Annotated in this window: 24 protein-coding genes; 7 read left to right on the forward strand and 17 right to left on the reverse strand. The window is 37.8% G+C overall.

Annotated features, from left to right (window positions below; translation table 11 throughout):
• Positions 1-48 precede the first annotated feature (48 nt).
• Positions 49-630, forward strand: a complete 582-nt coding sequence (locus tag AQF98_RS18545) for a SprT-like domain-containing protein (protein ID WP_055133573.1) — start codon at positions 49-51, stop codon at positions 628-630.
• On the opposite strand, the gene AQF98_RS18550 is transcribed toward AQF98_RS18545, so the two are convergent.
• Entirely contained in the window at positions 582-1397 is an 816-nt protein-coding gene (locus AQF98_RS18550) for a hypothetical protein (protein ID WP_055133449.1), read from the reverse strand. The two genes, AQF98_RS18545 and AQF98_RS18550, sit on opposite strands and share 49 nt — an antisense overlap.
• A gap of 319 nt (positions 1398-1716) precedes the next feature.
• On the opposite strand from AQF98_RS18550, the gene AQF98_RS18555 reads away from it, so the two are divergent.
• A complete protein-coding gene (locus AQF98_RS18555) occupies positions 1717-1959 on the forward strand; it encodes a hypothetical protein (protein ID WP_055133450.1) in 243 nt (80 codons plus the stop codon).
• 326 nt (positions 1960-2285) lie between these two features.
• Here AQF98_RS18555 and AQF98_RS18560 read toward each other — a convergent pair whose 3' ends face one another.
• The 14 genes from AQF98_RS18560 to pdxA form a co-directional block, all read right to left on the reverse strand.
• Positions 2286-4262, reverse strand: a complete 1977-nt coding sequence (locus AQF98_RS18560) for a thiamine pyrophosphate-dependent enzyme (protein WP_055133574.1) — start codon at positions 4260-4262, stop codon at positions 2286-2288.
• Positions 4263-4297: 35 nt separating this feature from the next.
• Positions 4298-5686 (reverse strand): LutB/LldF family L-lactate oxidation iron-sulfur protein, encoded by a 1389-nt coding sequence (locus AQF98_RS18565; RefSeq protein ID WP_055133451.1) that lies wholly within the window; start codon positions 5684-5686, stop codon positions 4298-4300.
• A gap of 329 nt (positions 5687-6015) precedes the next feature.
• On the reverse strand, positions 6016-7665 hold the full coding sequence (locus AQF98_RS18570; RefSeq protein ID WP_055133452.1) for a M28 family peptidase: 1650 nt from the start codon (positions 7663-7665) through the stop codon (positions 6016-6018).
• Positions 7666-7736: 71 nt separating this feature from the next.
• Complete coding sequence (rpiB, locus tag AQF98_RS18575) at positions 7737-8177, reverse strand: ribose 5-phosphate isomerase B (RefSeq protein WP_055133453.1); 441 nt, start codon at positions 8175-8177, stop codon at positions 7737-7739.
• Between the two features lie 132 nt (positions 8178-8309).
• Positions 8310-9191, reverse strand: coding sequence for a twin-arginine translocase subunit TatC (tatC, locus tag AQF98_RS18580; protein WP_055133454.1), 882 nt, complete (start codon positions 9189-9191; stop codon positions 8310-8312).
• Between the two features lie 79 nt (positions 9192-9270).
• Positions 9271-10611, reverse strand: coding sequence for an acetyl-CoA carboxylase biotin carboxylase subunit (gene accC, locus AQF98_RS18585; protein ID WP_055133455.1), 1341 nt, complete (start codon positions 10609-10611; stop codon positions 9271-9273).
• A 76-nt stretch (positions 10612-10687) separates the two neighbouring features.
• Entirely contained in the window at positions 10688-11170 is a 483-nt protein-coding gene (gene accB, locus AQF98_RS18590) for an acetyl-CoA carboxylase biotin carboxyl carrier protein (RefSeq protein WP_055133456.1), read from the reverse strand.
• Between the two features lie 152 nt (positions 11171-11322).
• The gene (locus tag AQF98_RS18595) at positions 11323-12312 is read right to left on the reverse strand and encodes a beta-ketoacyl-ACP synthase III (protein WP_055133457.1); all 990 of its coding nucleotides are present in this window, start codon (positions 12310-12312) and stop codon (positions 11323-11325) included.
• Between the two features lie 15 nt (positions 12313-12327).
• Entirely contained in the window at positions 12328-13266 is a 939-nt protein-coding gene (plsX, locus tag AQF98_RS18600; RefSeq protein WP_055133458.1) for a phosphate acyltransferase PlsX, read from the reverse strand.
• Positions 13267-13363: 97 nt separating this feature from the next.
• A complete protein-coding gene (gene rpmF, locus AQF98_RS21965) occupies positions 13364-13555 on the reverse strand; it encodes a 50S ribosomal protein L32 (RefSeq protein WP_082435168.1) in 192 nt (63 codons plus the stop codon).
• 18 nt (positions 13556-13573) lie between these two features.
• On the reverse strand, positions 13574-14107 hold the full coding sequence (locus AQF98_RS18605; RefSeq protein WP_055133459.1) for a DUF177 domain-containing protein: 534 nt from the start codon (positions 14105-14107) through the stop codon (positions 13574-13576).
• A gap of 402 nt (positions 14108-14509) precedes the next feature.
• The gene (locus AQF98_RS18610; RefSeq protein WP_055133460.1) at positions 14510-15346 is read right to left on the reverse strand and encodes a sulfurtransferase; all 837 of its coding nucleotides are present in this window, start codon (positions 15344-15346) and stop codon (positions 14510-14512) included.
• A 7-nt stretch (positions 15347-15353) separates the two neighbouring features.
• On the reverse strand, positions 15354-16151 hold the full coding sequence (locus tag AQF98_RS18615; protein ID WP_055133461.1) for a hypothetical protein: 798 nt from the start codon (positions 16149-16151) through the stop codon (positions 15354-15356).
• A gap of 74 nt (positions 16152-16225) precedes the next feature.
• On the reverse strand, positions 16226-17305 hold the full coding sequence (gene pdxA / locus AQF98_RS18620) for a 4-hydroxythreonine-4-phosphate dehydrogenase PdxA (RefSeq protein WP_055133462.1): 1080 nt from the start codon (positions 17303-17305) through the stop codon (positions 16226-16228).
• A gap of 490 nt (positions 17306-17795) precedes the next feature.
• On the opposite strand from pdxA, the gene rsmA reads away from it, so the two are divergent.
• Genes rsmA through AQF98_RS18635 form a run of 3 tightly spaced genes read left to right on the forward strand, consistent with a single transcriptional unit; the run spans position 17796 to position 20030 of the window.
• Positions 17796-18581 (forward strand): 16S rRNA (adenine(1518)-N(6)/adenine(1519)-N(6))-dimethyltransferase RsmA, encoded by a 786-nt coding sequence (gene rsmA, locus AQF98_RS18625; protein ID WP_055133463.1) that lies wholly within the window; start codon positions 17796-17798, stop codon positions 18579-18581.
• Between the two features lie 2 nt (positions 18582-18583).
• Positions 18584-19513 carry an NAD(P)-dependent oxidoreductase gene (locus tag AQF98_RS18630; protein WP_055133464.1) on the forward strand — a complete coding sequence of 310 codons (930 nt, stop codon included), beginning with the start codon at positions 18584-18586 and terminating at the stop codon, positions 19511-19513.
• Positions 19514-19553: 40 nt separating this feature from the next.
• Positions 19554-20030, forward strand: a complete 477-nt coding sequence (locus AQF98_RS18635; protein ID WP_055133465.1) for an OsmC family protein — start codon at positions 19554-19556, stop codon at positions 20028-20030.
• A gap of 78 nt (positions 20031-20108) precedes the next feature.
• Here AQF98_RS18635 and AQF98_RS18640 read toward each other — a convergent pair whose 3' ends face one another.
• On the reverse strand, positions 20109-21998 hold the full coding sequence (locus AQF98_RS18640) for a M1 family metallopeptidase (RefSeq protein WP_055133466.1): 1890 nt from the start codon (positions 21996-21998) through the stop codon (positions 20109-20111).
• Positions 21999-22187: 189 nt separating this feature from the next.
• Here AQF98_RS18640 and greA point away from each other — a divergent pair, with 189 nt between their 5' ends.
• Both greA and AQF98_RS18650 read left to right on the forward strand, forming a co-directional pair.
• Positions 22188-22661: a transcription elongation factor GreA gene (gene greA, locus AQF98_RS18645; protein ID WP_055133467.1), complete on the forward strand. Its 474-nt coding sequence runs from the start codon at positions 22188-22190 to the stop codon at positions 22659-22661.
• 68 nt (positions 22662-22729) lie between these two features.
• Complete coding sequence (locus tag AQF98_RS18650; protein WP_055133468.1) at positions 22730-23122, forward strand: HIT family protein; 393 nt, start codon at positions 22730-22732, stop codon at positions 23120-23122.
• 310 nt (positions 23123-23432) lie between these two features.
• Here the strand turns inward: AQF98_RS18650 and AQF98_RS18655 are convergent, their stop codons facing one another.
• Entirely contained in the window at positions 23433-24923 is a 1491-nt protein-coding gene (locus AQF98_RS18655) for a glycosyltransferase family 39 protein (protein ID WP_152969759.1), read from the reverse strand.
• Between the last annotated feature and the right edge of the window lies 1 nt (position 24924).

Here is a 24924-nt window from a genome sequence, read left to right on the forward strand (position 1 = left end):
TTGGTTAAATTTACTGCTGTGAACAAAGTTGATGTTTTAGCGCAGTATATGCCCGCACCTGCGGCACCAATCATTGCTAAATGGATTGATTATTTTCAATGCGAATTTAAAATTTCAAAAAATAGAGCAACCAAATTGGGCGATTATAGGCATCCTTTTAAAGATAAGGGGCATAAAATATCTGTAAATAACGACCTCAACCCCTATGCTTTTCTGGTAACCACGGTACATGAATTTGCACATTTGCTAACTTGGAATGACCATAAGCATAAAGCAAAACCCCATGGAACGGAATGGAAGAATAATTTCAAAAGAATGATGAACCCTTTTTTTGAGATCCAGGTTTTTCCGCAAGACATTTATCAAACTATCGTTAATTATTTAGATAATCCTGCTGCATCAAGTTGCACTGATTTAACGCTTGCCAGGGCCTTAAAAAAATACGATACCCATTTGTCTACAAGTAGGGTAGAAGAGTTGCCTCTACATGCTGTATTTACGTTAAAGGATGGGCGCAAATTTGAAAAGGGAGAGCGGATTAGGAAACGTTACCGTTGTGTATGTTTAGATAATGGAAATACTTACCTTTTTAACCCATTGGCAGAGGTGTTGCTGGCCACAGGCACATAAACAGCTTCTTGGTCTTTAATGATCCAATTGAGCATTAGTTTTTGATTTTTGAAATCAATAGGTTTGTTGAGCAAACTATCTATAAACGCATCTTTTTCATTCACTAAAATACTCGCCGTATAATTGTTTTGGAGCTTGCTTCTTAAAATAATATACCTAGAATCTGGGTAGGTGGTAATGCTTTCAAAGACCATTTCAAATTTATCTGTACCATTCATGATGTCATGTAACGTTTTTACATTTTCTAAATGGCTTTGATCAGTATTGGTATTTTGACTAAGTGGTAGATTGACAAAGGGTAGTGATTTGATTTCCGTTTCAGCAGATGCAGTTCTGTCCTCCATTCTAAAAACAGTATTGTTCCTTAAATAAGTTCTTACTTGCTTAAATACATTTCCATCCTCATTGCTCAGCTCATTATTTACCGTTTCCAAGATCAAGCTGTCATTTCTAAAATAATATTTTTTCAGGTTATTGCTAATACCACCATTAAAGGCATGTTCTACCATTAGAATGGGGTTGTTATCGCTGCTGTATTGTTCTACATAAAAAGAGAGATCGCCAAGCATGTAGACCAAACTGGTGGTTTTTTCTAAAAATTTTAAGTTCTTATCAATGGAATCGGCATAATGTACAATTGATTTTGCGGTAAGATTGGTAGCATTTTCATCGCTAAGGGCAGCCTGTGGATGATCTGCCTTAAACTGTTTGCAGCCCAGTTGTGTACTAAATATGCCTATTAAAATTAAAAAATATACACTTTTCATACTACGCTCCTTATGTTATAACCCTATTTACATATAGGCTATTATCGTGCCAATAGCATTTGGCGGTGTTTGAAACACCTAGAATTGGTTAATAAAATTTGAATGAATAATAAGGATATATACTGTAGAAGGCATTTCATACACTGGTAAAGGCCTTTGGTACAATAAATTTGTTTGCTTAACCCGCGATAACTAAATTGCTAGTAATAAGGTAATAAGCTCAGATCTATTACTGAAAATGAGTACTGGCGTATACGAGTACCGCTATAAGCAGGCCAGCGTGGAGGGGCTGCACAACCTATAAACTAAATTTAAGACAATGAAAAAACTAAACCTACTCAGTAAAACTGAGATGAAGAAAGTATTTGGTGGAGGATATCCTCCAGAAACTCCAGGTGGCGACCCTGGTACTTGTGCTCCTAGAGGCTTTATTACTTGTGCCACTCAAACTGGTCCAGACATTCATTATTTTTATGCTTGTTGTGATTCGATTGCTGACGCTAGGGCTTTCTGTCCACAGGGTTGGATATATGGATGTAATTTACCTCAACCAATAGATTAATTGAATAAACTATAACCCATCCTGGTGTTTGGGTGGGTTATTAAATAAATTTAAAATAATGAAAAAGTCAAACCTACTTAGTAAAACTGAGATGAAAAAAGTAAAAGGTGGAAACCCACCTATGAGTGCTGTCTGCGTAGATCCGATATCAGGTTCAGAAACTTGCTACCTTAGGATTGCAACTTGTATGGCAGAATGCTATTACGGCACTTGTTATTCTTTTTATGGAACATGTTCTACATCTTAAATGAACCCAGCATTACAGGGTTTAAAATTTAACAAAATTAGTTAAAACATACAGGGCTAATTTAATCAGCTCTGTATGTTTAATAAACCAATAGCTTCTCTACTGTTTCTGCTAATCTCGCCTTCGCTAAAAAATCGTCTTCCAAAACCTTGCTCATTGGTATGGCTGTATCTAAGCTGGCGCAGCGCATTACTGGAGCATCTAAGTCTTGGAAACAGTTTTCGCCAATCCAAGCGGCTAATTCAGCGCCAAAACCACTACTTAAAGTGTCTTCATGTAAAATGATCACACGGCCAGTTGCTTTTACAGCAGCAGCTACGGTTTCTTTGTCCCAAGGTTGCAAACTTACCAGATCTACCAAAGTAGCCGAAATTTCTGGGTGTTTGTTTAAATAGTCTAAGGCCCAGTGTACACCCAAACCATAGGTGATAATGGCCAATTGTTCACCTTCTTTTAAAACTTTGGCCTTGCCAATTTCTACGGTATAATAGCCATCAGGTACCAAGCCACTCAAACTACGGTACAGGTATTTATGCTCAAAATAAATTACCGGATTTGGATCTTCAATAGCCGCAATCAATAAACCTTTGGCATCATAAGGAAAGGCGGGATATACCACTTTTAAACCTGGTGTTTTGGTAAACCAGGCCTCATTGCTTTGCGAATGGAATGGACCAGCCCCAGTGCCTGCACCTGTTGGCATGCGTACCACCACATCGGCCTTTTCGCCCCAACGGTAATGGGTTTTAGCAAGATTGTTTACAATCTGATTGAAACCACAAGTTACAAAGTCTGCAAATTGCATTTCTACCACAGCCTTATATCCATTAATGGAAAGGCCTAAACCTGTACCAACAATTGCCGATTCGCAGATCGGTGTATTGCGCACTCTTGCTTTGCCAAACTGGGCTACAAAACCATCGGTAATTTTAAAAGCTCCACCATATTCTGCAATGTCTTGCCCCATAATCACTAGGTTTTCATAACGCTGCATCCCTTCCCGCAAACCATCGGTAATGGCGTCTAAATATCTTTTTTCGCTTTGCGCAGCACTAGGTAAGCTTTGCTGAGCCTCATAGGGAGCAAACATGTCTGCCACCTCAACTGCGGTATGGGCCTCTGGTTCTTGCTCGTTAAAAGCTTCCTCCACATCTTGCTCAATTTCAGCTTTATATTCGCGTTTAATGGTAGCAATCAATTCTTCGTTAAGAATGTTTTCTGCAACCAGGTAATCTTCAAAATTCTTTACAGGATCTTTCTTTGTCCATTCATCAAAAAGATGCTGAGGAACATATTTAGTTCCAGAAGCCTCCTCATGTCCCCGCATTCTGAAAGTAAGACATTCTACCAAAACAGGACGTGGATTCTCTCTGATACTTGCTGCAATTTCGCTTAGCTTGTCATAAACCTCTAGAATATTATTGCCATCTAACTGGATGCCTTCTATGCCATAACCAATGGCTCGATCTACCAAATGTTTGCAATTGAATTGCTCATTAATAGGAGTAGATAAGCCATAGCCATTGTTCTCAATTAAAAAGATAACGGGTAAGTTCCATACAGAAGCTACATTGATTGCTTCATGAAAATCTCCCTCGCTTGTCGCTCCTTCGCCTGTAAAAACCAAGGTGGCTTGTTTTTTATTGGCAATTAAATCTGCAAGGGCAATGCCATCGGCTAGGGCCATTTGAGGACCTAAATGGGAGATCATCCCTATAATTTTATAATCTTGTGTGCCAAAATGGAAAGAACGATCACGGCCTTTTGTAAAACCAGAGATTTTACCCTGCCATTGTGCCATCAGTTTCTTTAGAGGGATATTTCTACTGGTAAATACACCTAGGTTACGGTGCATGGGCAAAATATATTCTTCGCTTTGCATGGCTAAAGTACTGCCCACTGCAATTGCCTCTTGTCCAATTCCAGAAAACCATTTGCCAATTCGCCCTTGACGTAAAAGAATAAGCATTTTTTCTTCTACCATTCGGGGATAAAGTAACGTTTTATAAAGTGTCAGCAGACGATTGTCATCTTTATCTTTTCTATCAAATTGCATCATATTTGGTTAGCTTGTAGGTTATTGATTTTGTGTTATGCTTCTTTGCTCTTCTGGTGTTCTTCCCACTGTTTAGAAAATGATTTGGGAGCAATTTCTGGCATATCGCGGTATTTGCCCCAACTTTTTTTGAAGAACTTTTTAAGGAAGAAATTTTTCAGTTTACCGCTTACCATGTCCATTAAAGAACGTTTGGTCATGCCTTTTTTCCATAAACTCCAACCTATCTCTTCCATTTTAGAATTATCATGCTGGTTGGCTGCATCTCTTCTGTTGAGCAGCAACATTTTATGGATGTCTATTTTAACCGGGCATACTTCAGAACACTTGCCACATAAACTAGAAGCATAGCTTAAGTGTTTAAACTCTTTCATCCCTTTAAAATGAGGGGTGATAATGGAACCGATTGGCCCACTGTAAGTAGTGTTATAAGTATGGCCACCAATGTTTTTATAAACAGGGCAAGCATTTAAACATGCCCCACAACGGATGCAGTATAAAGCCTGCCTTTGGTCTTTTTGAGCCAATAAGTTGGTGCGGCCATTGTCTAAAAGAATGACATACATTTCTTCAGGCCCATCTGTTTCATTGGGCTGCCGAGGGCCACTTAAAATGGTATTGTAAACGGTTAAATTTTGGCCCGTACCATGACTAGCCAATAAAGGCCAAAAGAGATCAAGATCGGCCATTGAAGGAATGATCTTTTCAATACCCACAATAGCAATGTGTATTTTAGGAAAGGTCGTGCACAAACGGGCATTGCCCTCATTTTCTGTTAAGGCAATACTGCCAGTATCGGCGATCAAGAAATTTCCACCAGAGATTCCGATATCAGCTCTTAAATATTTTTCTCTTAAAAGTTCTCTTGCTTTTTGCGTTAGCTGTTCTGGAGTGGCATCTACCGCTGTGCCGAATTTTTCGTGGAACAGTTGTGCAATTTCCTCCTTGCTTAAGTGCATGGCTGGGGTTACAATGTGGTAAGGTTTTTGGCCTAACAACTGTACAATGTATTCGCCCAAATCACTTTCTAACGACTCAATATCATGTTTTTCAAGAAAATCATTCAAATGAATTTCTTCTGTAGTCATCGATTTAGATTTGATGACCGTTTTTCCGCCATTCTTTTGGATGATATTCAGGATTTCTTTTTGAGCTTCTGCAATATCATTTGCCCAAATGACCTTGCCACCTCTTTTCTGGAAATTGGCTTCAAATTCAGGTAGAAATTTATCCAAATTTTCCATCACACGCCATTTTACCACATGTGCTTTTTTCTTAGAAGCTTCTAAATTCTCAAATTTTGAAAGACCTCGTTCTACGGCTACATTGTATTTCCCGATATTATGGTTAATGGTTTTACGATGTGGTAAGTCAAAAGCCTTTTCATCAGCTTTTACCAAGAATTCTTCCGCAGTATTGATCATGCCCAAATATACAAGGCTAAACCTGAAAGACCAAAGTTTTCAGTTGGCAGTTTTCAGTTCCCGGTTTTCAGTTGGCAATTTCCTAGCACACGTTGGTGTCCTCGCTAATGTGTTAGTCTTGTAAAGAGTAAAGGAGTAGTTTTCATTTGGCAATTTTCAGTTAATACAAAGTAAAGTTCCTAGCACCCGTTGGAGTCCTCGCCAATGGGCCAATTTTATAAAGACTACAGAGGTTTTCAGTTGGAAATTCTCAATGTGTATAAAGTAAAGTTTTGGCAAAAAAAATCCCGATAGCTTTTAACTATCGGGATCATATATTTTACCTTAAACTATTTAGTTTTTGGCGTGCCATTTAAGTTTTTATCAACTACCGGGCGATTAGCTCTGTTGGCCAATTCCCATGCGGTGTAAAAACTAAGGTGTGCACGTTTTGCCAATAGGTCAAAGTTGATTTTGCTTACCTCATCACCAGGTCTGTGGTAATCTTGCTCTAACATCCCATCGTAATAGAAAATTACAGGAATACCCAATTTAGCAAAGTTATAGTGATCTGAACGGGTATAGATTGATTGAGGATCTTTAGGATCATCATATTTGTAATCTAATTTCATGTTAGTGTAAGTTTTGTTAATTTGCTCACTTAAGTCACCTAATTCAGTACTTAATCTGTATGAACCCACAGAATAGATGTAATTTGCACTATCTGGTTTGCCTAAATATTCTTCTCCAATACGACCAATCATATCTGTATTTAAGTTTGCAATAGTGTTAGCAACTGGGAAAACAGGATGCTCTGAATACCATTCAGAACCCAATAAACCTTTTTCCTCACCAACAACTGTCATAAACAAAATGCTTCTTTTTGGGCCTTTGCCTGCTTTTTTTGCTTTAGCAAACGCTTCGGCCATTAATAATACGCCTGTAGTTCCAGAACCATCATCATCTGCACCATTGTTTACTTTATCTTTTGCATTAGGATCAGCAACTAAACCAATATGGTCATAGTGGCCAGTAATAACCAATACCTCATTTTTTAATTTAGGATCTGAACCCTCTAAGAAACCCAATACGTTCTCTGCTCTAACATCAGTTTCTTTACTTGCAGCACTAAATTGAACAGGTACATTCAATACTACAGTTGCAGGTTTTAACGTTTCAGCAATTTTTTTCTTCACCTCATCAATGTTAGTATTCGCACTTGCCAAAATTTGGTTGGCTAAACTAACGCTAATGTTTACAGTTGGTAATGAAGCTGCTGTTGCCATGCTTTTCATACGCTCTGTAGTTTGCAAATATGGATTGCTATTTTGTAAACGAGCTTTCATTTGAGGGCTCATGGTCTCAATGTTTGGATCAATAACCAATACTCCTGCAGCTTTTTGCTCAATTAGGTATTTGATTTTGTTTTGTAAACTTCCAACACTTGAAGGTGCTCTTCTTGTTCCAGGGGCTGGCGCTGGTGCTGGTTTTGCTACAGGATCTCCACTATTAAAAATCATTACAACTTTACCAGCAACATCTTGTCCAGCGTAGTTGTTAAACTCATCTTTATTTAAGCCATAGTCAGCAAAAATGATAGATGAAGCCTTAATATCATAACCTTTTGCAGTTACGGTATTTGTTGGCATGTAATAATCTTTAAAGTTTTCTTTAGCCTGTCCATTCACTGAAAGCACAGATTTGGTCAAACTAATTGAGGCATAACCTAACTTCTGGAAATATGGATCGCTACCATCTTTTACTGGACCTTTTAATCCGAAACTTTGGAATTGTTTTTTGATATACTCAGCTGCCATCCATGCACCTTTTTTACCAGTCTCTCTTCCTTCAAATTCATCAGAAGCTAAAATTGAAAGATGGTCATAGCCTCTTTGTTTATTAATCGTTTCGCTAAATTTTACAGCATCAGGATTTTTCTGAGCCATGGCACTGAAACTTAGCATTACTGCAAAGCCAGTGTATAGAAATTGTTTTTTCATCAGTTTTATTATTATTGTTAACATGGTTATTCCTATTGAGCAAGTATACCATGGTGGTTTCGTTACTTAGGTTAGCAAGAAATTTTTTGCACCCTGTTTTCGTGCCTTCCACCTTCAAATGGAGTGCTTAAAAAAGTAGTTGCCATTTCTTTTGCCAGATCAGTAGATACAAATCGGGCAGGGATACAGATGATATTTGCATTGTTATGCTGTCTGGCCAAAGCAGCTATTTCATTCTCCCAGCAAATTGCAGCTCTAATCTGTTGATGTTTATTTGCTGTAATGGCCACGCCATTTGCACTTCCACATACTAAAATACCAAAATCGAAATCTCCACTTTCTACAGCATTCGCAACAGGGTGGGCAAAATCAGGATAATCTACAGAATCTGTGGCGTAAGTGCCAAAATCTTTAATTTCGTGAGCAGCTAAATGCTCTTTTAAAATTTCTTTATAGTCATAGCCAGCATGGTCTGCGCCAATGGCTATTTTTAAATGGTTTAATATAGGCATTGTCAAATTTATATAGAATTATGGAGCTTACGCGTAAATTTTTTGTTGCGCTGAAAAACTTTATTCAATTAAACAAAAAGGAGTAGCCGATATCAACTACTCCTTTTTAGGTTAGGTTAAAAATGGGACCGATTAACTTTTATAAAATAAGGCCTCTGCTTTTAATTTTTTCTTCTGGATGTTTGCCGAGATCATGATACTCATTTCGTATAAGAAGAAAAGCGGTATAGCTACGATCATCATGGTAAAAGGATCGGCAGTAGGGGTTACCACTGCTGCCACAACCAAGATTAAAACTGCGGCATATCTTCTATGTTTTCTCATAAACTGAGGGGTCATTACACCCAATTTAGAGAGGATAAAGATCACCACAGGTAATTGAAAGATGATTCCAGTTCCAAGGGTTAGGGTAAGTACTGTAGAAAGATAAGAATCAATCGTAAAAGTATTTTGAATGCCTGGATCAACCGTAAAATTGATTAAGAAATTGATTGACCAAGGAGCAATAAAGTAATAGCCAAATAAAACCCCTGCTAAAAACAAGATTGAGGCAAATGCAACAAAACCTTGTGAAGATTTTCTTTCAGTCTCTAATAAGGCAGGCTTAATAAATAACCAAATTTCAAATAACAAGTAAGGTACACCTAAAATAAATCCTGCCATGATACAAGAACTCATTTGTAAGGTAAATTGACCAGACATTTCTGTATTGATAATTTTTGCATCAATTTTGGTGATACAAAAATCCTGTCCAATAGAAGGAAACATTGCGGTTAACTTACATCCCATTCTATAAGTCCAAAATGTTGGATCTTTTGGACCCATTATGATCTTGCTCCAAATAAAGTCGGTGAAGTAGAACGCAACCATGGTTAACAAGGTAACTACAGCCAATCCTCTAAGTAAATGCTTGCGTAATACATCGATATGGTCAAAGAAGGACATTTCTGCCTCTAAACTTTTTCCTTTATTCTTAATAGAATCAATTAGATTCTGGGTCTTGTTTTCGCTCATTGAAATTATTTGTAAACAAAAATACCATTCTGTTTGATATAGAATGGTATTTACGATTTAAATCTAATAAAAGATTATATTATTCTGAAAATTCGAAAGTTTCCATGAATTTAGTGGTAAAATTACCAGCTCTAAAATTAGGGTCTTTCATTAATTTCAGGTGAAAAGGAATAGTTGTTTTTACACCTTCAATTACAAATTCGCTCAAGGCACGTTCCATGGTACAAATTGCTTCTTCGCGGGTTTGCGCTACACAAATCAATTTAGCAATCATTGAGTCGTAGTTAGAAGGGATCTGATAACCTGCGTACACATGTGTATCTACACGTACACCATGACCACCTGGCGAATGGAAATTGGTTATTTTACCTGGTGATGGTCTGAAGTTGTTAAATGGATCTTCTGCATTGATACGACATTCGATCGCATGCATATTTGGTACATAATTGTTACCTGATATTGGAATACCTGCAGCAACTTTAATCTGCTCTTTAATTAAATCGAAGTTGATTACTTCTTCAGTAACCGGATGTTCTACCTGGATACGGGTATTCATTTCCATGAAGTAGAAATTACGGTGTTTGTCTACCAAAAATTCTACAGTTCCAGCTCCCTCGTAATTTACGGCAAGCGCTCCTTTAATTGCAGCTTCCCCCATTTTTTTACGTAACTCTGGAGTCATGAATGGAGATGGAGCTTCTTCAACCAATTTTTGGTGACGACGCTGAATTGAACAATCTCTTTCTGATAAATGGCAAGCCTTGCCATATTGATCGCCAATTACCTGGATTTCAATGTGACGTGGATCTTCGATATATTTTTCTAGATACAAACCATCATTACCAAATGCGGCACCAGATTCCTGACGGGCACTGTCCCAAGCATTTTCAAATTCTTCATCTTTCCAAACAATGCGCATCCCACGGCCACCGCCACCAGCGGTAGCTTTTAAGATTACCGGATAGCCCATTTCGTTGGCTATTTTAATACCATCCTTAACGCTTTCTAATAAACCTTCAGAACCTGGAATAGTTGGTACACCTGCAATTTTCATGGTTGCTTTGGCCGATGCTTTATCGCCCATACCATTGATCTGCTCTGGTGTAGCACCAATGAATTTAATTCCGTAATCGCGACAAACAGAAGAAAATTTTGCATTTTCTGATAAGAAACCATAACCTGGATGAATGGCATCGGCATTGGTTAATTCTGCTGCAGAAATGATATTTGGAATACTTAGATAAGAATCTTTACTAGGAGGGGGACCTATACAAACAGCCTCATCGGCAAAACGTACATGTAAACTCTCTCTATCTGCGGTAGAGTAAACAGCAACCGTTTTGATACCCATTTCTTTACAGGTACGAATGATACGCAAAGCGATTTCGCCCCTGTTGGCAATTAATATTTTTTTAAACATATATTTTTCCTTTTCGTCATCCCGAATTTATTTCGGGATCTATTAGGTGCTGAAATAAATTCAGCAAGACGTAATATTAAATAGGTTCTACTAAGAATAATGGTTGATCGTACTCTACTGGAGAAGCATTGTCTACCAATACCTTTACGATACGGCCAGAAACTTCACTTTCGATTTCGTTAAATAGCTTCATCGCTTCGATGATACAAACTACTTTACCAGTACCAATCTCATCGCCAACATTAACGAATGAAGGTTTATCTGGGCTTGATGAACGGTAGAAGGTACCGATCATTGGCGATTTCACAGTGATATATTTTGATGTATCTTCAGCTTCTGGAGTGCTTGCTGCTTTCGTTTCTACAGTTGTTTGTACTGCTGCTACTGCTTGCGCTGCTACAGGCTGTGCTGCAACTGGGGCAGGTATAGCTGCATTTACATAAACAGGTGCTTGGTTAGTTTTAATTGTAATTTTGAAGTTCTCTTGCTCAATGGCTACTTCATTTACTCCTGACCGAGAAACAAATTTAATGAGTTCCTGAATTTGTTTGATATCCATTCTTTTGTGGTTATGTTAAAAAAAATTGGTGGCTTATTGATTAACTAAGTTATAGTTTTTTTGTTTTATTTTTATACAGCTTGGGGAATAGTTAATGGGTAATCGGCAATAGTTTAAAAAACTATACTTTCTGACTCTTAACTTCTAACTTTCTAATACGCCCATTTAAGATAAACAGAACCCCATGTAAAACCTCCACCAAAAGCAGCTAAAATAAGATTGTCGCCTTTTTTAAGTTTGCTTTCCCATTCCCATAAACAAAGTGGGATGGTACCATTGGTGGTATTTCCGTAACGTTCGATGTTGATCATTACCTTGTCAGAATCTAATCCCATTCTTGAAGCTGTTGCATCAATAATGCGTTTGTTGGCTTGGTGTGGTACCAACCAGGTTACATCATCAGAGGTTAAAGTGTTGCGTTCCATAATTTCTGCAGCAACATCTGCCATATTGGTTACAGCAAATTTAAATACAGCTTGTCCTTCTTGGTGAACCACATGCTCGTTATTGGCAACGGTTTCTGCAGTAGCAGGACGAGCAGAACCACCTGCTTTTTGGCCCAGGTAATTTCTTCCAGAACCATCGCTACGCAATATAGAATCTTGTACACCTAAACCTTCTTCATTTGGTTCAAGTAGTACGGCGCCGCAACCATCTCCAAAAATAATGCAGGTGGTACGGTCTTGATAGTTGATGATCGATGACATTTTATCGCCACCTACAACCAATACTTTTTTATGTTTACCCGACTCGATAAATTGAGCGCCGGTTGATAAGCCAAAGATAAAACCAGAACAAGCAGCCTGTAAATCATATCCCCAAGCATTTTTAGCGCCAATTTTATCTGCTAAGATGTTTGCAGATGCAGGAAAAGGGAAATCTGGAGTAGTGGTACAGAAAATGATCAGTTCAATTTCTTCAGCGCCAATTCCTCTTTTTTTAAGTAAACCATTTACAGCTTCAACAGCCATATCTGAAGTGCCTAAACCTTCTCCTTTTAATATTCTTCGCTCCTTTATGCCAGTTCTGGAAGTAATCCAATCGTCAGACGTTTCAACGATGGTTTCCAGCTCTTTATTGGTTAATATATAGTCTGGGACGTAACCATGAACTGCAGTGATGGCAGCGTGAATTTTATTCATTTTGTTTGATTTAAATTATTGGAATGCGGCTTGTATTTTTCCAACCAATCCAGTGTTGATCATATCTCTAGATTGGAAGATCATATTTTTTATTGCTTCAGGGCTTGAAATTCCATGTCCGATCAGAACAGGGGCATTCACGCCTAGCACTGGGCTTCCGCCATAGTTTTCGTAGTTAAAACGATCAAAAAATTCATCTTTTAATCCTTTTTTAATGGTCAGCACATAAAATGATTCGGCTAATTTAAGCATTACATTTCCAGTGAAACCATCGCAAACTATTACATCGGCTTTGTCGTTAAATAAATCTCGGCCTTCTACGTTTCCTACAAAGTTAAACAGTTCTGTTTCCTTCATCAACGGGAAAGTAGCCAAAGAAAGCATATTGCCTTTTTCGTCTTCTTCGCCAATGTTCATCAAGGCTACTTTAGGGTTGTTGATCTGCATTACATTTTCTGCATACAGACTGCCCAATACACCAAACTGCAATAAAGTATCAGGTTTACAATCGGCGTTGGCACCTACATCCAGCATCAAGCCTATTCCACCCTTAAGTTTGGGTACAATGGTTGATAAACAAGGACGGATAATACCAGGGATAGTTTTTACGCTAAAAACAGCGCCAACTAGCATTGCACCAGAATTTCCCGCACTTGCGAACGAGTCAATTTTGCCTTCTTTTAACAATTGGAAACCTACAGCAATACTAGAATTTGGCTTTTGAAGAATAGCCTTTGTGGGATGTTCGCCCATACCAATTACTTCTTCGGTATGTACGTATTCAAAGTGATCGGGGTTGAATCCGTTCTCTGAAAGTAGAGGTTTAATCTGCTGGGTATCTCCGATAAGCACTAAATGCTGATCGGGAGTAAGGGATTGATGAGCTGCTATTGCCCCCAAAACAATTGCTTTGGGAGCATAGTCTCCGCCCATAATATCGAGACCTATTTTCATAGTAAAAATCTTTTGTGTGTAAGCTTAATTGCTTTTTAATTCCATTAATCTAAGTTATACTTAAACTAACAGAAAACACAAAAATTTTCTTAGAAAACTAACCTATTGAAGTGTTTTCTATAACTAATTTACCGTTGTAGTACAAGTTACCATCAACATTGTATGCATGGTGAGGAACGTGTATAGCACCAGTAGTTTGGCATGTTGCCAAAGAAGGAGCTACAGCTTTATAATGAGTTCTTCTTTTGTCTCTTCTTTGTTTCGAAACCTTGCGTTTAGGATGTGCCATTGCTGCTTTGTTTAATTATTATTTTAATTTTTTTAATGCGGCCCAACGAGGGTCGTCATTTTGTTCTTCTTCTTTTTCTGGAGTTCCACTGGCCAATTTTTCCAAAGTAGCGATCATTTCTGGGTCGCATTGTTGGCCTTGTCCTGCTTGCTCACAGTTGTTAATATAGGGTACTGCAACATTGATAAACTCGTAGATCATCTCCGAAATATCTATTGCACTTTCCTTTTTATTTAAAACAATGATCTCAAGATCATCACTTTCTAAATCATCTTCTGCAAATTTTACAATTTGCCTTTCGTTAATTTCAATCGACTGGGCAAACTCGGCTAAACATTTATCGCAATTCAATTGTATCGTGCCCAAAATATGGAGATGCAAAATCAACATTGTTTCCTGTTTATCCAGTTCAACTTCAGCTTTAAGCGCTCCATCTTTAACCAAAGAGTACTCAAATGCATCAAAAAAGCTTTTATCAATTTCAAACTCGAATTGATGTTTGCCCAATTTTAAGCCGGTAAACGGGATTGAAAATTGTTTTAATGCCTTCAATTGTAACTAAATTTTAGCCTGCAAAGGTAGGAAATATTTTTATTAAATGAAATATTTTCACAAAATTGAATCAAGCTTATTAAACTCATAATGATATGGATGAAGAAGAATAATTACTTTTCACCTCAATATTCCTATATTTTATGCCCTGTAGTTTAACAATTAACTAATTTCGACAGCTTAGCAATTGGAATTTAACCACATAGGGACATAGAACACATAGATTGGTGAGTTGCTTTGGTTTTCAATTTCAACAGTTAACCAATTTCAACAATTTAGCAATTTGACTTTCACCACATAGAAACATAGGACACATAGATTGAAAAGTTGCTTTGGCCTGTAATTTAAACGATTAACCAATTTAAACAGTTTAGCAATTAAACAATACTAACAATTAACTCATTAAACACCCAACACCATTTCCTTCTGATTTCTAGACCACTCGCTCCATGAACCCACATAGAGTTTAGGGATGCTTAGGCCGGCATAATCCATAGCCAACAACATATGGCAAGCGGTTACTCCAGAACCACAATGTACAATAACCTGATCGCTAGGAATATCTTTTAGTGCTGCTGTATATTTTTCTTTTAAAAGTGCTGGAGCTAAAAAGAAACCATTTTCGTCTAAATTTTCGGTAAACGGGATGTTTCTGGCTCCAGGAATGTGTCCTGCAATTAAATCTATAGGCTCAGTTAAGCCATCGAAACGGTTTTTATCTCTTACATCAACAATTACCTGATTTCCAGTTTTACTAGCAGTTTCAACTTCATTGATATCAGCCAATGGTAAGGCCCATTCTGTGAGCTGATAATCTTCAACAGTTTTTGGTGCTTCTATGCTTGAACTGGTAGGGAAACCCGCTACAATGGCGGCATTAAATCCACCATTTACCACTTGCACCTGCTCATGTCCAATCGCTTTTAACATCCACCAAAACCGGGCGGCTGCATTGCCACCATTTTTATCATCATAAATTATTACACGAGTGCCTTTAGCGATCCCAAATTGCTTTAAAACCTTGGTAAATTGTTGTAAGCTTGGCAAAGGATGCCTACCGCCAACAGCAAAATCTTCAATGTGTGCCAGATCTGTATTCAGGTCTATGTATAAGGCACCATTTAAATGATTTTCATCATATCTTGCTTTTGAGCCTGCACTTGCATCAACTAAAACAAATGTAGTTGGATCAAGTTCAACTAATGCTGTTGGTTCTATAATTGGAGATAGTTTTTCCATTGGATGACTAATTTGAAAGAGTAATTGATTTTAATTTTGTTGAGATGGTCATCCCATTAAACAAAGAAATTTTCTGATTGATTTCAAGAGGAAAATATTTTGCCAAAATTTCCTTTTCTTTACAAATTGGATGAAATAAAGATTGGATTTGATCTGTTACCCAAAATTCGGCAATGCTGAACTCATCAAGTGATAATATTGTAGAAATCTCATCATATTCTTCCTCATTCTCCTCTCCTGAGCCATCTTTATATTTATAAATAACTTTGAAACAATCATAACCATGAATGTTCTTTCGTTCATTTCTAAACTCTGTAATGGTTACCTCTTTATTTTTTGCGTAATAATAAACTTGAGGTTTGGTGTAGATAATTGAACGATCTACTTTGGCTTGTAAAACAAATGTTGATTTTTTTAGGTCAATGAGTGTATAATCCCCAATCATAACGCCATTATCACTGCTTTGATAACTTCTAATTAAAGAGTCTTCATAAACATGTTGAAACATCATTGGTTCATCATTACCTGTTAATAACATAAAAGGAACAGAATCTAAATTTTTTGCTTGTTTTTGAGCGAGACTATCAATTTCTCCTTCTTTACCCATTGTTGCCAATATTAGTGTAATTAGCTTAGTCTGCTTTTCTTTCATACTCTGCTCAAACAACTCTTTGTTTGATATGATGTTTTCTGATACAAAAACAATCTCCCCCTTTTTAGGACGAATTACTTTCTTTTGAGCAAAAGCATTAGGAAACGATGTGAAAAGTAGTAAGCAAGGAAGGATACAAAACAATCTTTTCATTAGATAGAGATTTAAATATTAATCAAGGGTTAGCCGCTTTCCGCCTTTTGCTTTCAGCTTTAAGCCTTCCACTTTTAATTCGCATCATCCTTCACATCGCTGGCCGTTTCTACCAGTTTACCACCAGACCTCAATTGGTTGCCCAATAATTTTTCTTGCTCTCTGCGATGTTTAACAATATGGATGGCCGCAAAAACAGCTTCCATAAACGAAGTCGGATCTGCAATGTTTTTACCAGCAATATCATAACCCGTTCCATGGTCTGGAGAGGTTCTTACAAACTTTAATCCTGCGGTATAATTTACGCCTGTACTAAATGCAATGGTTTTAAAAGGAATTAAGCCTTGATCATGGTACATGGCCAAAACTGCATCAAATTGGGTATAAGTTCCATTGCCAAAAAAGCCATCGGCAGGGTACGGGCCAAAACAAATAATTCCCTTGTCAAAGGCCTCTTGTATCGCTGGCGAGATAATTTCAGCTTCTTCTTTACCCAATAAACCATTATCGCTGGCATGAGGATTTAGTCCTAATACCGCTATTTTTGGTTTCTCGATCCAGAAATCTTTCTTTAAACTCTCATTGATCAATTGTAGTTTTTTGACAATTTTTTCGCGACTGATCGCTTTTGGAACCTCAAATACTGGGATATGGCCAGTAACCACGCCAACTCTTAAGGTTTCGCTAATCAGGAACATCAATACATCATTGCTGCCGCTGCGTTCTTGTAAGTATTCGGTATGTCCAGGAAAGTTAAAATTCTCCGACTGGATGTTGTTTTTGTTAATTGGGGCGGTAACCAAAGCATCAATAGCTCCACTAACCAAGTCGTCTGTAGCTCTTTGTAAAGAAAGCAAAGCATATTTTCCGCCAGTTTCATTGGCTACACCAAGGTCAATTTTTACATCTTCTTCCCAGCAGTTTACCATATTTACCTTACGTGGGTTGGCATCTGCAGGTTGATGGATCACGTTAAACACCAAATCGTTCATGTGCAAAGCTTTTCTATGAAAAGAAGCTACTTTGGTATGCCCATAAATGATAGGTGTACAATAATCAAGCATTTTATTTTCGGCAAAGGTTTTAAGAATAACCTCTAAACCTATACCATTAACATCACCTATGCTGATTCCTATTTTAACTTTGTCGCTCATGCTTTATTGAAAGAATTTAGCGCAAATTAGCGATTATTATAGAAACGGCCAAGATAAGGGGCAAACCACTAGGCAAATCGCTATTAAACTTTCCGAATTTCAAATGATCAGTAGCGCAATTTTTGCTATCGTTGGCGTCCTCGCCAACGGGAACCTACCTTTTATATAACTTTGTTCAACCAATGTGTCTTTATGCTTGTTGGCGGGGACGCCAACAAGGGCTATGAAATGTACAGGATACCAAAATAGAAAGCAAATTTGTTGATTAAATACACCTGATATTAGCGAACAAGGGGCGGGAGCATAGTAAAGCGGTTAAAGGGGCTTGCAGAAGTGATGAGCAAGAACCTGCTCTTCAAAAAATATTTATCCTAAAATCATGTACAGTACCTGTAAAAAATTGAGATTCCTATTTCTTGGTGCGCTTTGAGCCTTAGTGGCAAAAATAAACCCTAACTTTGTATTCTTCGCGGTTAATCAATAGCGTAACATGAGTTTAGTTAAAGCAAAAAAACATTTAGGTCAACATTTTTTAACGGACAAGAAAATTGCCGAAAAAATTGTGAATGGTCTCATTCATACTGATCAATACCATCAGGTTTTAGAAGTAGGACCAGGTATGGGTATTTTATCTGATATTTTATTGGAACGAAAAGACCTAGAGACCTACCTTATTGATATTGATACGGAATCTGTTCATTTTTTAGCGGCTAAATATCCTCAACTTGGAGATCGCTTAATCAATGGCGATTTCTTAAAGCTAGACTTGACTTCAATCTTTCCTGCCAAGTTTGCTGTAATTGGTAACTTTCCTTACAATATCTCTTCTCAGATTTTATTTAAGATTTTAGACCATAAAGACCATATTGTAGAAATGGTAGGGATGTTTCAGAAAGAGGTAGCCGAACGTTGTGCCTCCAAATCGGGTACCAAAGAGTACGGCATATTAAGTGTACTGATCCAAGCCTATTATGATATTGAGTATTTGTTTACTGTAAAACCGGGCACTTTTAATCCGCCACCCAAGGTAAATTCTGGTGTGATCAGGTTGAGCCGCAATAATACAGCAGCTTTGCCATGCGACGAAAAATTGTTTTGGCGTACCGTAAAAGGAGGATTCAACCAACGCCGTAAAACTTTACGTAACGCTCTATCTGGTACCATTCCGAAAGATAAAATGGACGACCATCCGTTTTTCGGTAAACGTGCCGAACAATTGAGTGTTGCAGATTTTATTACTTTAACACAGCATCTGAGTGCTTTAATGGCCAAATAAGAATGGATAAAAGAATTTTAATTGTAGATGATCTTCACCCTGTTTTTAAAGAAAATGCAATTGCACTAGGTTTTGAGGTTGACGATAGGCCTTTGATTAGCAGAGCTGAAACTTTAGCAGTGATTAAAGACTATGTAGGCATTGCAGTTAGAACCAAGTTTAGAATAGATGAAGAGCTATTAGATGCTGCGCCAAACTTAAAGTTTGTGGCCAGGGCAGGTGCGGGTTTGGATAATATTGACGAAGCAATAGCTAAAGCAAAAAATATCCAATTGATCAATGCCCCAGAGGGAAACAATGATGCCGTTGGCGAACATGCTATTGGATTGCTGTTGGCCTTAATGAATAACTTTCGCAATGCGGATGCAGAAATAAGAAATGGTGTTTGGGATAGAGAAAGCAACCGTGGTTATGAGCTGAAGGGTAAAACCGTAGGCGTTATAGGTTATGGATTTATGGGCAAGAAAATGGCTCGTAAGCTTTCAGGTTTTGAGGTAAATGTAATTGCTTACGATAAATACCAAACTGGTTTCACTGATCAATATGTCCGTGAGGTAAGTATGGAAGAAATTGTAAAACATAGTGATGTGATCAGTTTACATGTCCCATTAACCAAAGAAACCAGACAGATGGTGAACGAGGAATACCTCTACCATTTTAAAAAACCGATTTTTTTGATCAACACTGCCAGAGGAGAAATTGTAGATACGAAAGCCGTATTGGACAAGATTAAAGGTGGTAGAATTTTGGGAGCGGGGCTAGATGTATTGGAAACCGAAAAATTTCCACTGCTCGGAGAACAAGCTTGGTTTGATGAGTTAAAAACATCGGGTAAGGTCATCCTAACTCCACATGTGGCTGGTTGGACCTTTGATTCCTATCGTAAAATTTCTGAAGTTTTGGCGCAAAAACTAGGCGAAATCAAATTATAATTCCTTAAATTGCTCATAAGAACAAAACATCAAAAAACTTATGGCAAAGGAACATCAATATAAAACCAATTTGGTTTGGACGGGTAACAAAGGTTCGGGAACAATGGATTATCGCTCATACGACCGAGATTTTGTAGTGTCTATTGAAAACAAAGCCCCAATTTCAGGCTCTTCAGATTCAGTATTTTTAGGAGATAAAACAAAATATAATCCAGAAGATCTTTTACTATCCTCTATATCTTCCTGCCACATGCTCTGGTATCTGCACCTGTGTTCAAAAAATGGCATTGTGGTTATTGAGTATAAAGATAATGCGGTTGGCATTATGGAAGAAAGTGCTGATGGTAGTGGGAGATTTAGAGAAGTAACTTTAAATCCTGAGGTACTCATTGCAGACAAAGCGCATATTGCTCAGGCAAATGCTTTACACGTAGACGCCAATAAAATGTGTTTCATTGCCAACTCGGTTAATTTTCCAGTTAAACATCAAGCTTCATTTAAAGCAGAAAATGAATAATGGCCGGGATTATAAATCCCGACCAACGGTATAATGAATTCCCTTGGTTCGTGTCGACGCGAACCAAGGGAATTTGAATTATTTGGAATTCCAAGAGTTATCTGCTGGTGTAGCATCAACAAAGATCCCATTGTCAATATGAATGGATTGGATAGGCTTTCCGGTAGGTGTTTTGATCCTAACTGAAATAAATTTTGGACCGTTCTTCCAAATTGCGGGTGTAAAATGTTCCTTTTGTTTTGTGCCATCGCTAAAGGTCACAACTACATCAAAAGGAATCGCAAAACCACCCACATTCTCTATCCGAACCGGAAGATAACCTGGTGCTTTTCCAATGCCAATCATTCTTAGGTCTAGATAGTTGTTGGTAAAGAACCAATTCTGGAAAAACCAGTTTAGGTTTTGGCCGGCTCCAGTATTCATCGAATTGAAATAATCCCAAGGAATGGGGTGTTTACCATTCCAATTGTCCATGTAAGTGTGCAGGGCTTTTTTAAACAGGTCATCGCCCAACATATCTTTAAGTGCCAGATAAGATAAAGAGGCTTTGCCATAAGAATTGTTGCCGTAACCAGAACCAGACAATTGAGTAGACATGGTAATGATCGGTTGATCTTCTTCGGCAGATTTGTCATTGATATATTTATTTACCCTAAAACTTTTGTAAAACTGATCGGCCGATTCCTTGCCATGTTGTGCAATGCCGATTAAATATTCTAAAGTGGTGGCCCAACCCTCATCCATAAAAGCATAACGCGTTTCGTTAATGCCCATGTAAAAAGGGAAATAAGTGTGCGCTATTTCGTGGTCTTGTACCAATTGTGCAAATTTCGGATCACCGGTTTGCGAGTCGTTAACCATACCTGGGTATTCCATGTCGGCAAAACCCTGAAAAGCAGTCATTTTTGAGAATGGATAAGGCACACCAGGCCAGTTGTTAGAAAACCAAGCCAAGGCATAGTTATTGTATTTAACAGAGTTGATAAAATCAGTTCCAGTTACATCGTAAGCTGCCTGAGTGCTTACTCTTCTGTTGGTTTTATTGTCAACCACCACACTACTTGCATCCCATAAATAAGTGCTACTTAAGCCAAAACAAACATCTACAATGTTATTAACTGAGAATTTCCAAGTATTCCAATCGTTTTGTAATGTCACCTTACCACTTTTCATTTCCTGCTCATTGGCCACATGGATAATCTCATCACTGGTATACGATTTTTTTAATCTTGCAGCATATTCTGGCTGTAACACTTCATCAGGGTTTAACAGATCGCCTGTGGCATATACCACATAATTTTTAGGCGCTTTGATCGAAAAAACATAGTCGTTAAAATCATTGTAGAATTCTTGTCTGTCGGTATGTGGCAATTTATCCCAACCATTGTAATCATCGTAAACTGATACCCGTGGATAACTGTAGGCCACATATAGCGTGGTTGGATTGATCTGTCCTTCGCGGCCACTTTCTTTTGATAAAGGATAATTCCAATCAATATTTAATAGGGCTTTTTGACCCGGCAATAAGGGCGATTTTAACTTGACATCGCCTGTGGTACCCCAATTTTTAGTGTTTACGTTGTATACCTCACCATTAATTTTTAATGTGGTAATGGTTAATCCAGCCGACAAAAAATCTTCACTTACACTACCACCTCTAGGCGAGGTAGGTTTATGCAAATTGTTTACAAAACGGATGGTAATCGATTTTAAAGTGTCTCTACTGTTGTTCGAATAATCGATGCTTTCCGTTCCGCTAACTACTTTGGTATCTGGGTTAACGGTAATTTCCATATTGTATTTGCCATGGTTTTGCCAATAGTTTTTGCCCGGTTTACCATCAAGAGAACGTGTACCCTTCTGATAGGCAGCCTTCACATTCCGTGGCATGTACAGTTCCTGCGCCGAAAGTTGTTGACAACTTAGTAAAGCAATGGCTCCTACTAAAATGAGGTTAAGTCTTTTCATAAATTTATAGTAATTAAAATTTAAAGTTAGCAATTGAAGATGAAGGTCAGATGAAAATAATTTAGTGCTAAAATATTTGCTTTTGTAAGAATAGCCTTATATCTTCGTTTTAAGTGAAGCAAGACTATGTAGGCTAAATGCCGATGTAGTCTTGTTTGTTTTTTAGAGGACTTTATAAAATTATTAAGTATGTCAGAGGTAACTTATTATACCCAAGAAGGTTTAGATAAACTTAAAGAGGAATTACATAGATTAAAAACAAGTGATAGAGTGGCAATATCAAAAGCTATTGCAGAGGCTAGAGATAAAGGCGATTTGTCGGAAAATGCAGAATACGATGCTGCTAAAGAAGCACAAGGTTTGCACGAAGCCAAAATTGCTAAAATGGAGGCGACCTTATCTACGGCAAGACTGATTGACGAAAGCAAGCTTGACCTATCTAAGGTGTTGGCCCTATCTATTGTTAAAATTAAGAATATAAAGAATGGTGCAACAATGACTTATCAATTGGTTGCAGAAAGTGAAGCAGATTTAAAAACTGGGAAAATTTCAGTGAAATCTCCTATTGCGCAAGGTTTATTGGGTAAATCTATTGGCGATACCACAGAAATCCAAGTGCCTGCAGGTAAAATGGAATTTGAAATACTAGAAATCTCGAGATAGAAAGAAGTTATAAGTTGTAGGTTATAAGTTAATAGTCCTGCAACCCATAACTGATAACTTGCAACTTAATTATGAGTATATTTTCTAAAATTGTAAGCGGAGAAATTCCAGCACATGTGGTAGCAGAAACTACAGATTTTTTAGCGTTTTTAGATGTTAGCCCATTGGTAATGGGCCATGTTTTGGTGATCCCCAAAAAAGAGATAGACTATATTTTTGACATGGATGACGAAATTTATACCGGATTGACACTTTTTGCAAAGACAGTGGCTACTGGAGTAAAAAAAGCTTTTCCATGTAAGAAGGTAGGTGTGGCTGTGATTGGACTCGAAGTACCGCATGCGCACATTCATTTAATCCCGATGAACAATGTAAGTGACATGAATTTTAGTAAAGAAAAATTAAAGCCATCGCAAGATGAACTGGCCGAGGCCGCTGCTAAAATTAAAGCGGTGTTATAAAATTGATTACTGAAGTAATCGGAAAGTGCCATGAATATATTTCATGGCACTTTTTTTATGGGGTTGTAACTGTGCCTAGAGCCACTGCCTTTGTTAGCTAAACCTGATTGTAGTGTATGCCGATTTTTCTTCGGCAGCAACGAAAAGCAGGACTGAAATGCCCGAAGAACTACGGACAATGTTTTTCTGAAACCTTAATAAATAAGACCGCTTTGAGTCTGAAAAGGATTCGGACAGCGGTTTGTTCTATTAAAAATTAAAAAGGTCGAGATTGTAAATTCCAACCAACATTCTAAATCTCGACCAACAGTTAACCTTTAAAACCCCTTAATCGATAAACCAATAGATATTTGCAGATTTTGCCATTTCTATAGATCGGAATAAATGTTGGAACATCTATTTTTTCAAAAGCTGTTTTATTCACCTCTAGGTCTTCTGGTTTAAATGTATTTGAAGGGGCAATGTAATAGGCGTCACTTCCCAAAGCTGGTTTTTCTTTCTTAAGGTTATAAAAGTAATATTGGTGTAGGTCAAATAACGGTCCAATACCATATGTTTCTTGTTGGGTATAATGGGCCAAGTAAAAATCTATATGGCTAGCCGGAAACCATTTATTGATAATGATGGACGCATTGATTGGCATTAAACCTTTGGCTTTGTCGTTTAAATAAAGCTGGTTAAATTCTTTGCCAGCTGTTTTCCAACCATACAAATCTAAGGTTACATCACCTTTTCCGGTAGTATATTTGTCTGTAGTTGAACCCAATGTTCCCGGCATGAAATTAATAACCATAAGCCCTGCAACTACCACTAGCAAATAGAAAGACAGTGCGCCAATGATCAACTGGTTGGCCTTGCGTTTAGGATAGAAGGCTAACCTTACCCCAGAAATTAAGATCAAACAACTGTAAGCCGGGCCAGACCAATGTGGTAAGGTATCTCTAAATAAAGACAAGGCCAGCAACACAACAATTAATGGCAAGCTACAACAGATCAGCAAGCTGAATTCTTTTCTTTTGGCATGCAATTTATTTTTATACCACAACCAAATGCTTGCCCAGCTTAAGAAAAAGACAACCGGATTACTGTAGAAAAACTCGCCAAATAACTCTCTAAAAAAAGCAATCGGATTTAAACCAGCGGTAACTAAACTGACCCTGCTGCCATGGTAAGTGTAGGTGATGAAATGATGCTGAATGTTCCAAAGCAAAATTGGAGAGGCAATTACAAAACTGATCATTGCTGCAATGTACAACCAAGGGTTTCTGAGCCAATTTCTATTGCCAAAACAAGCAAACAAGGCAACCGCAGCCCATAAAAATACACCATGCACTTTACATAGGATACAGAGCCCTGCAATGATGCCAAAATAACACCATAGCCTTTTGCTGCGTGGATTGATGGTGTTTGATCGGGCTATCTTGATCAACGTAAAGATAGCCCATAACCAAAAAATCATTTGAGGGCTATCGGGCAAAATAAATGTTCCTGCAATGATGCTGCAATAAAATGATGAGGTATAAAGTAGGGCCGCATACCAACCCGCACGACGGTTGTAAAGGCTAGTACCCATTTTATAGATCAATAAAGTACAAATGGCAGAAGAGATCACAGCTCCAGCCCTTACAAATACCTCGTGGTGTAGCGTAAGGTTAAACGTAGTGAGCCGAATTAACCAAGCCACCATAGGCGGGTGGTCAAAGTAGTTCCATTGAAGGTCTTGGGCATAAGTCCAGTAGTAAACCTCATCATTGCCCAGATTTAAACAAAAAGCAATCACCAATCGTAAAATGGTGGCCACT

This window comes from Pedobacter sp. Hv1, assembly GCF_001412215.1.
Taxonomy (GTDB): domain Bacteria; phylum Bacteroidota; class Bacteroidia; order Sphingobacteriales; family Sphingobacteriaceae; genus Pedobacter.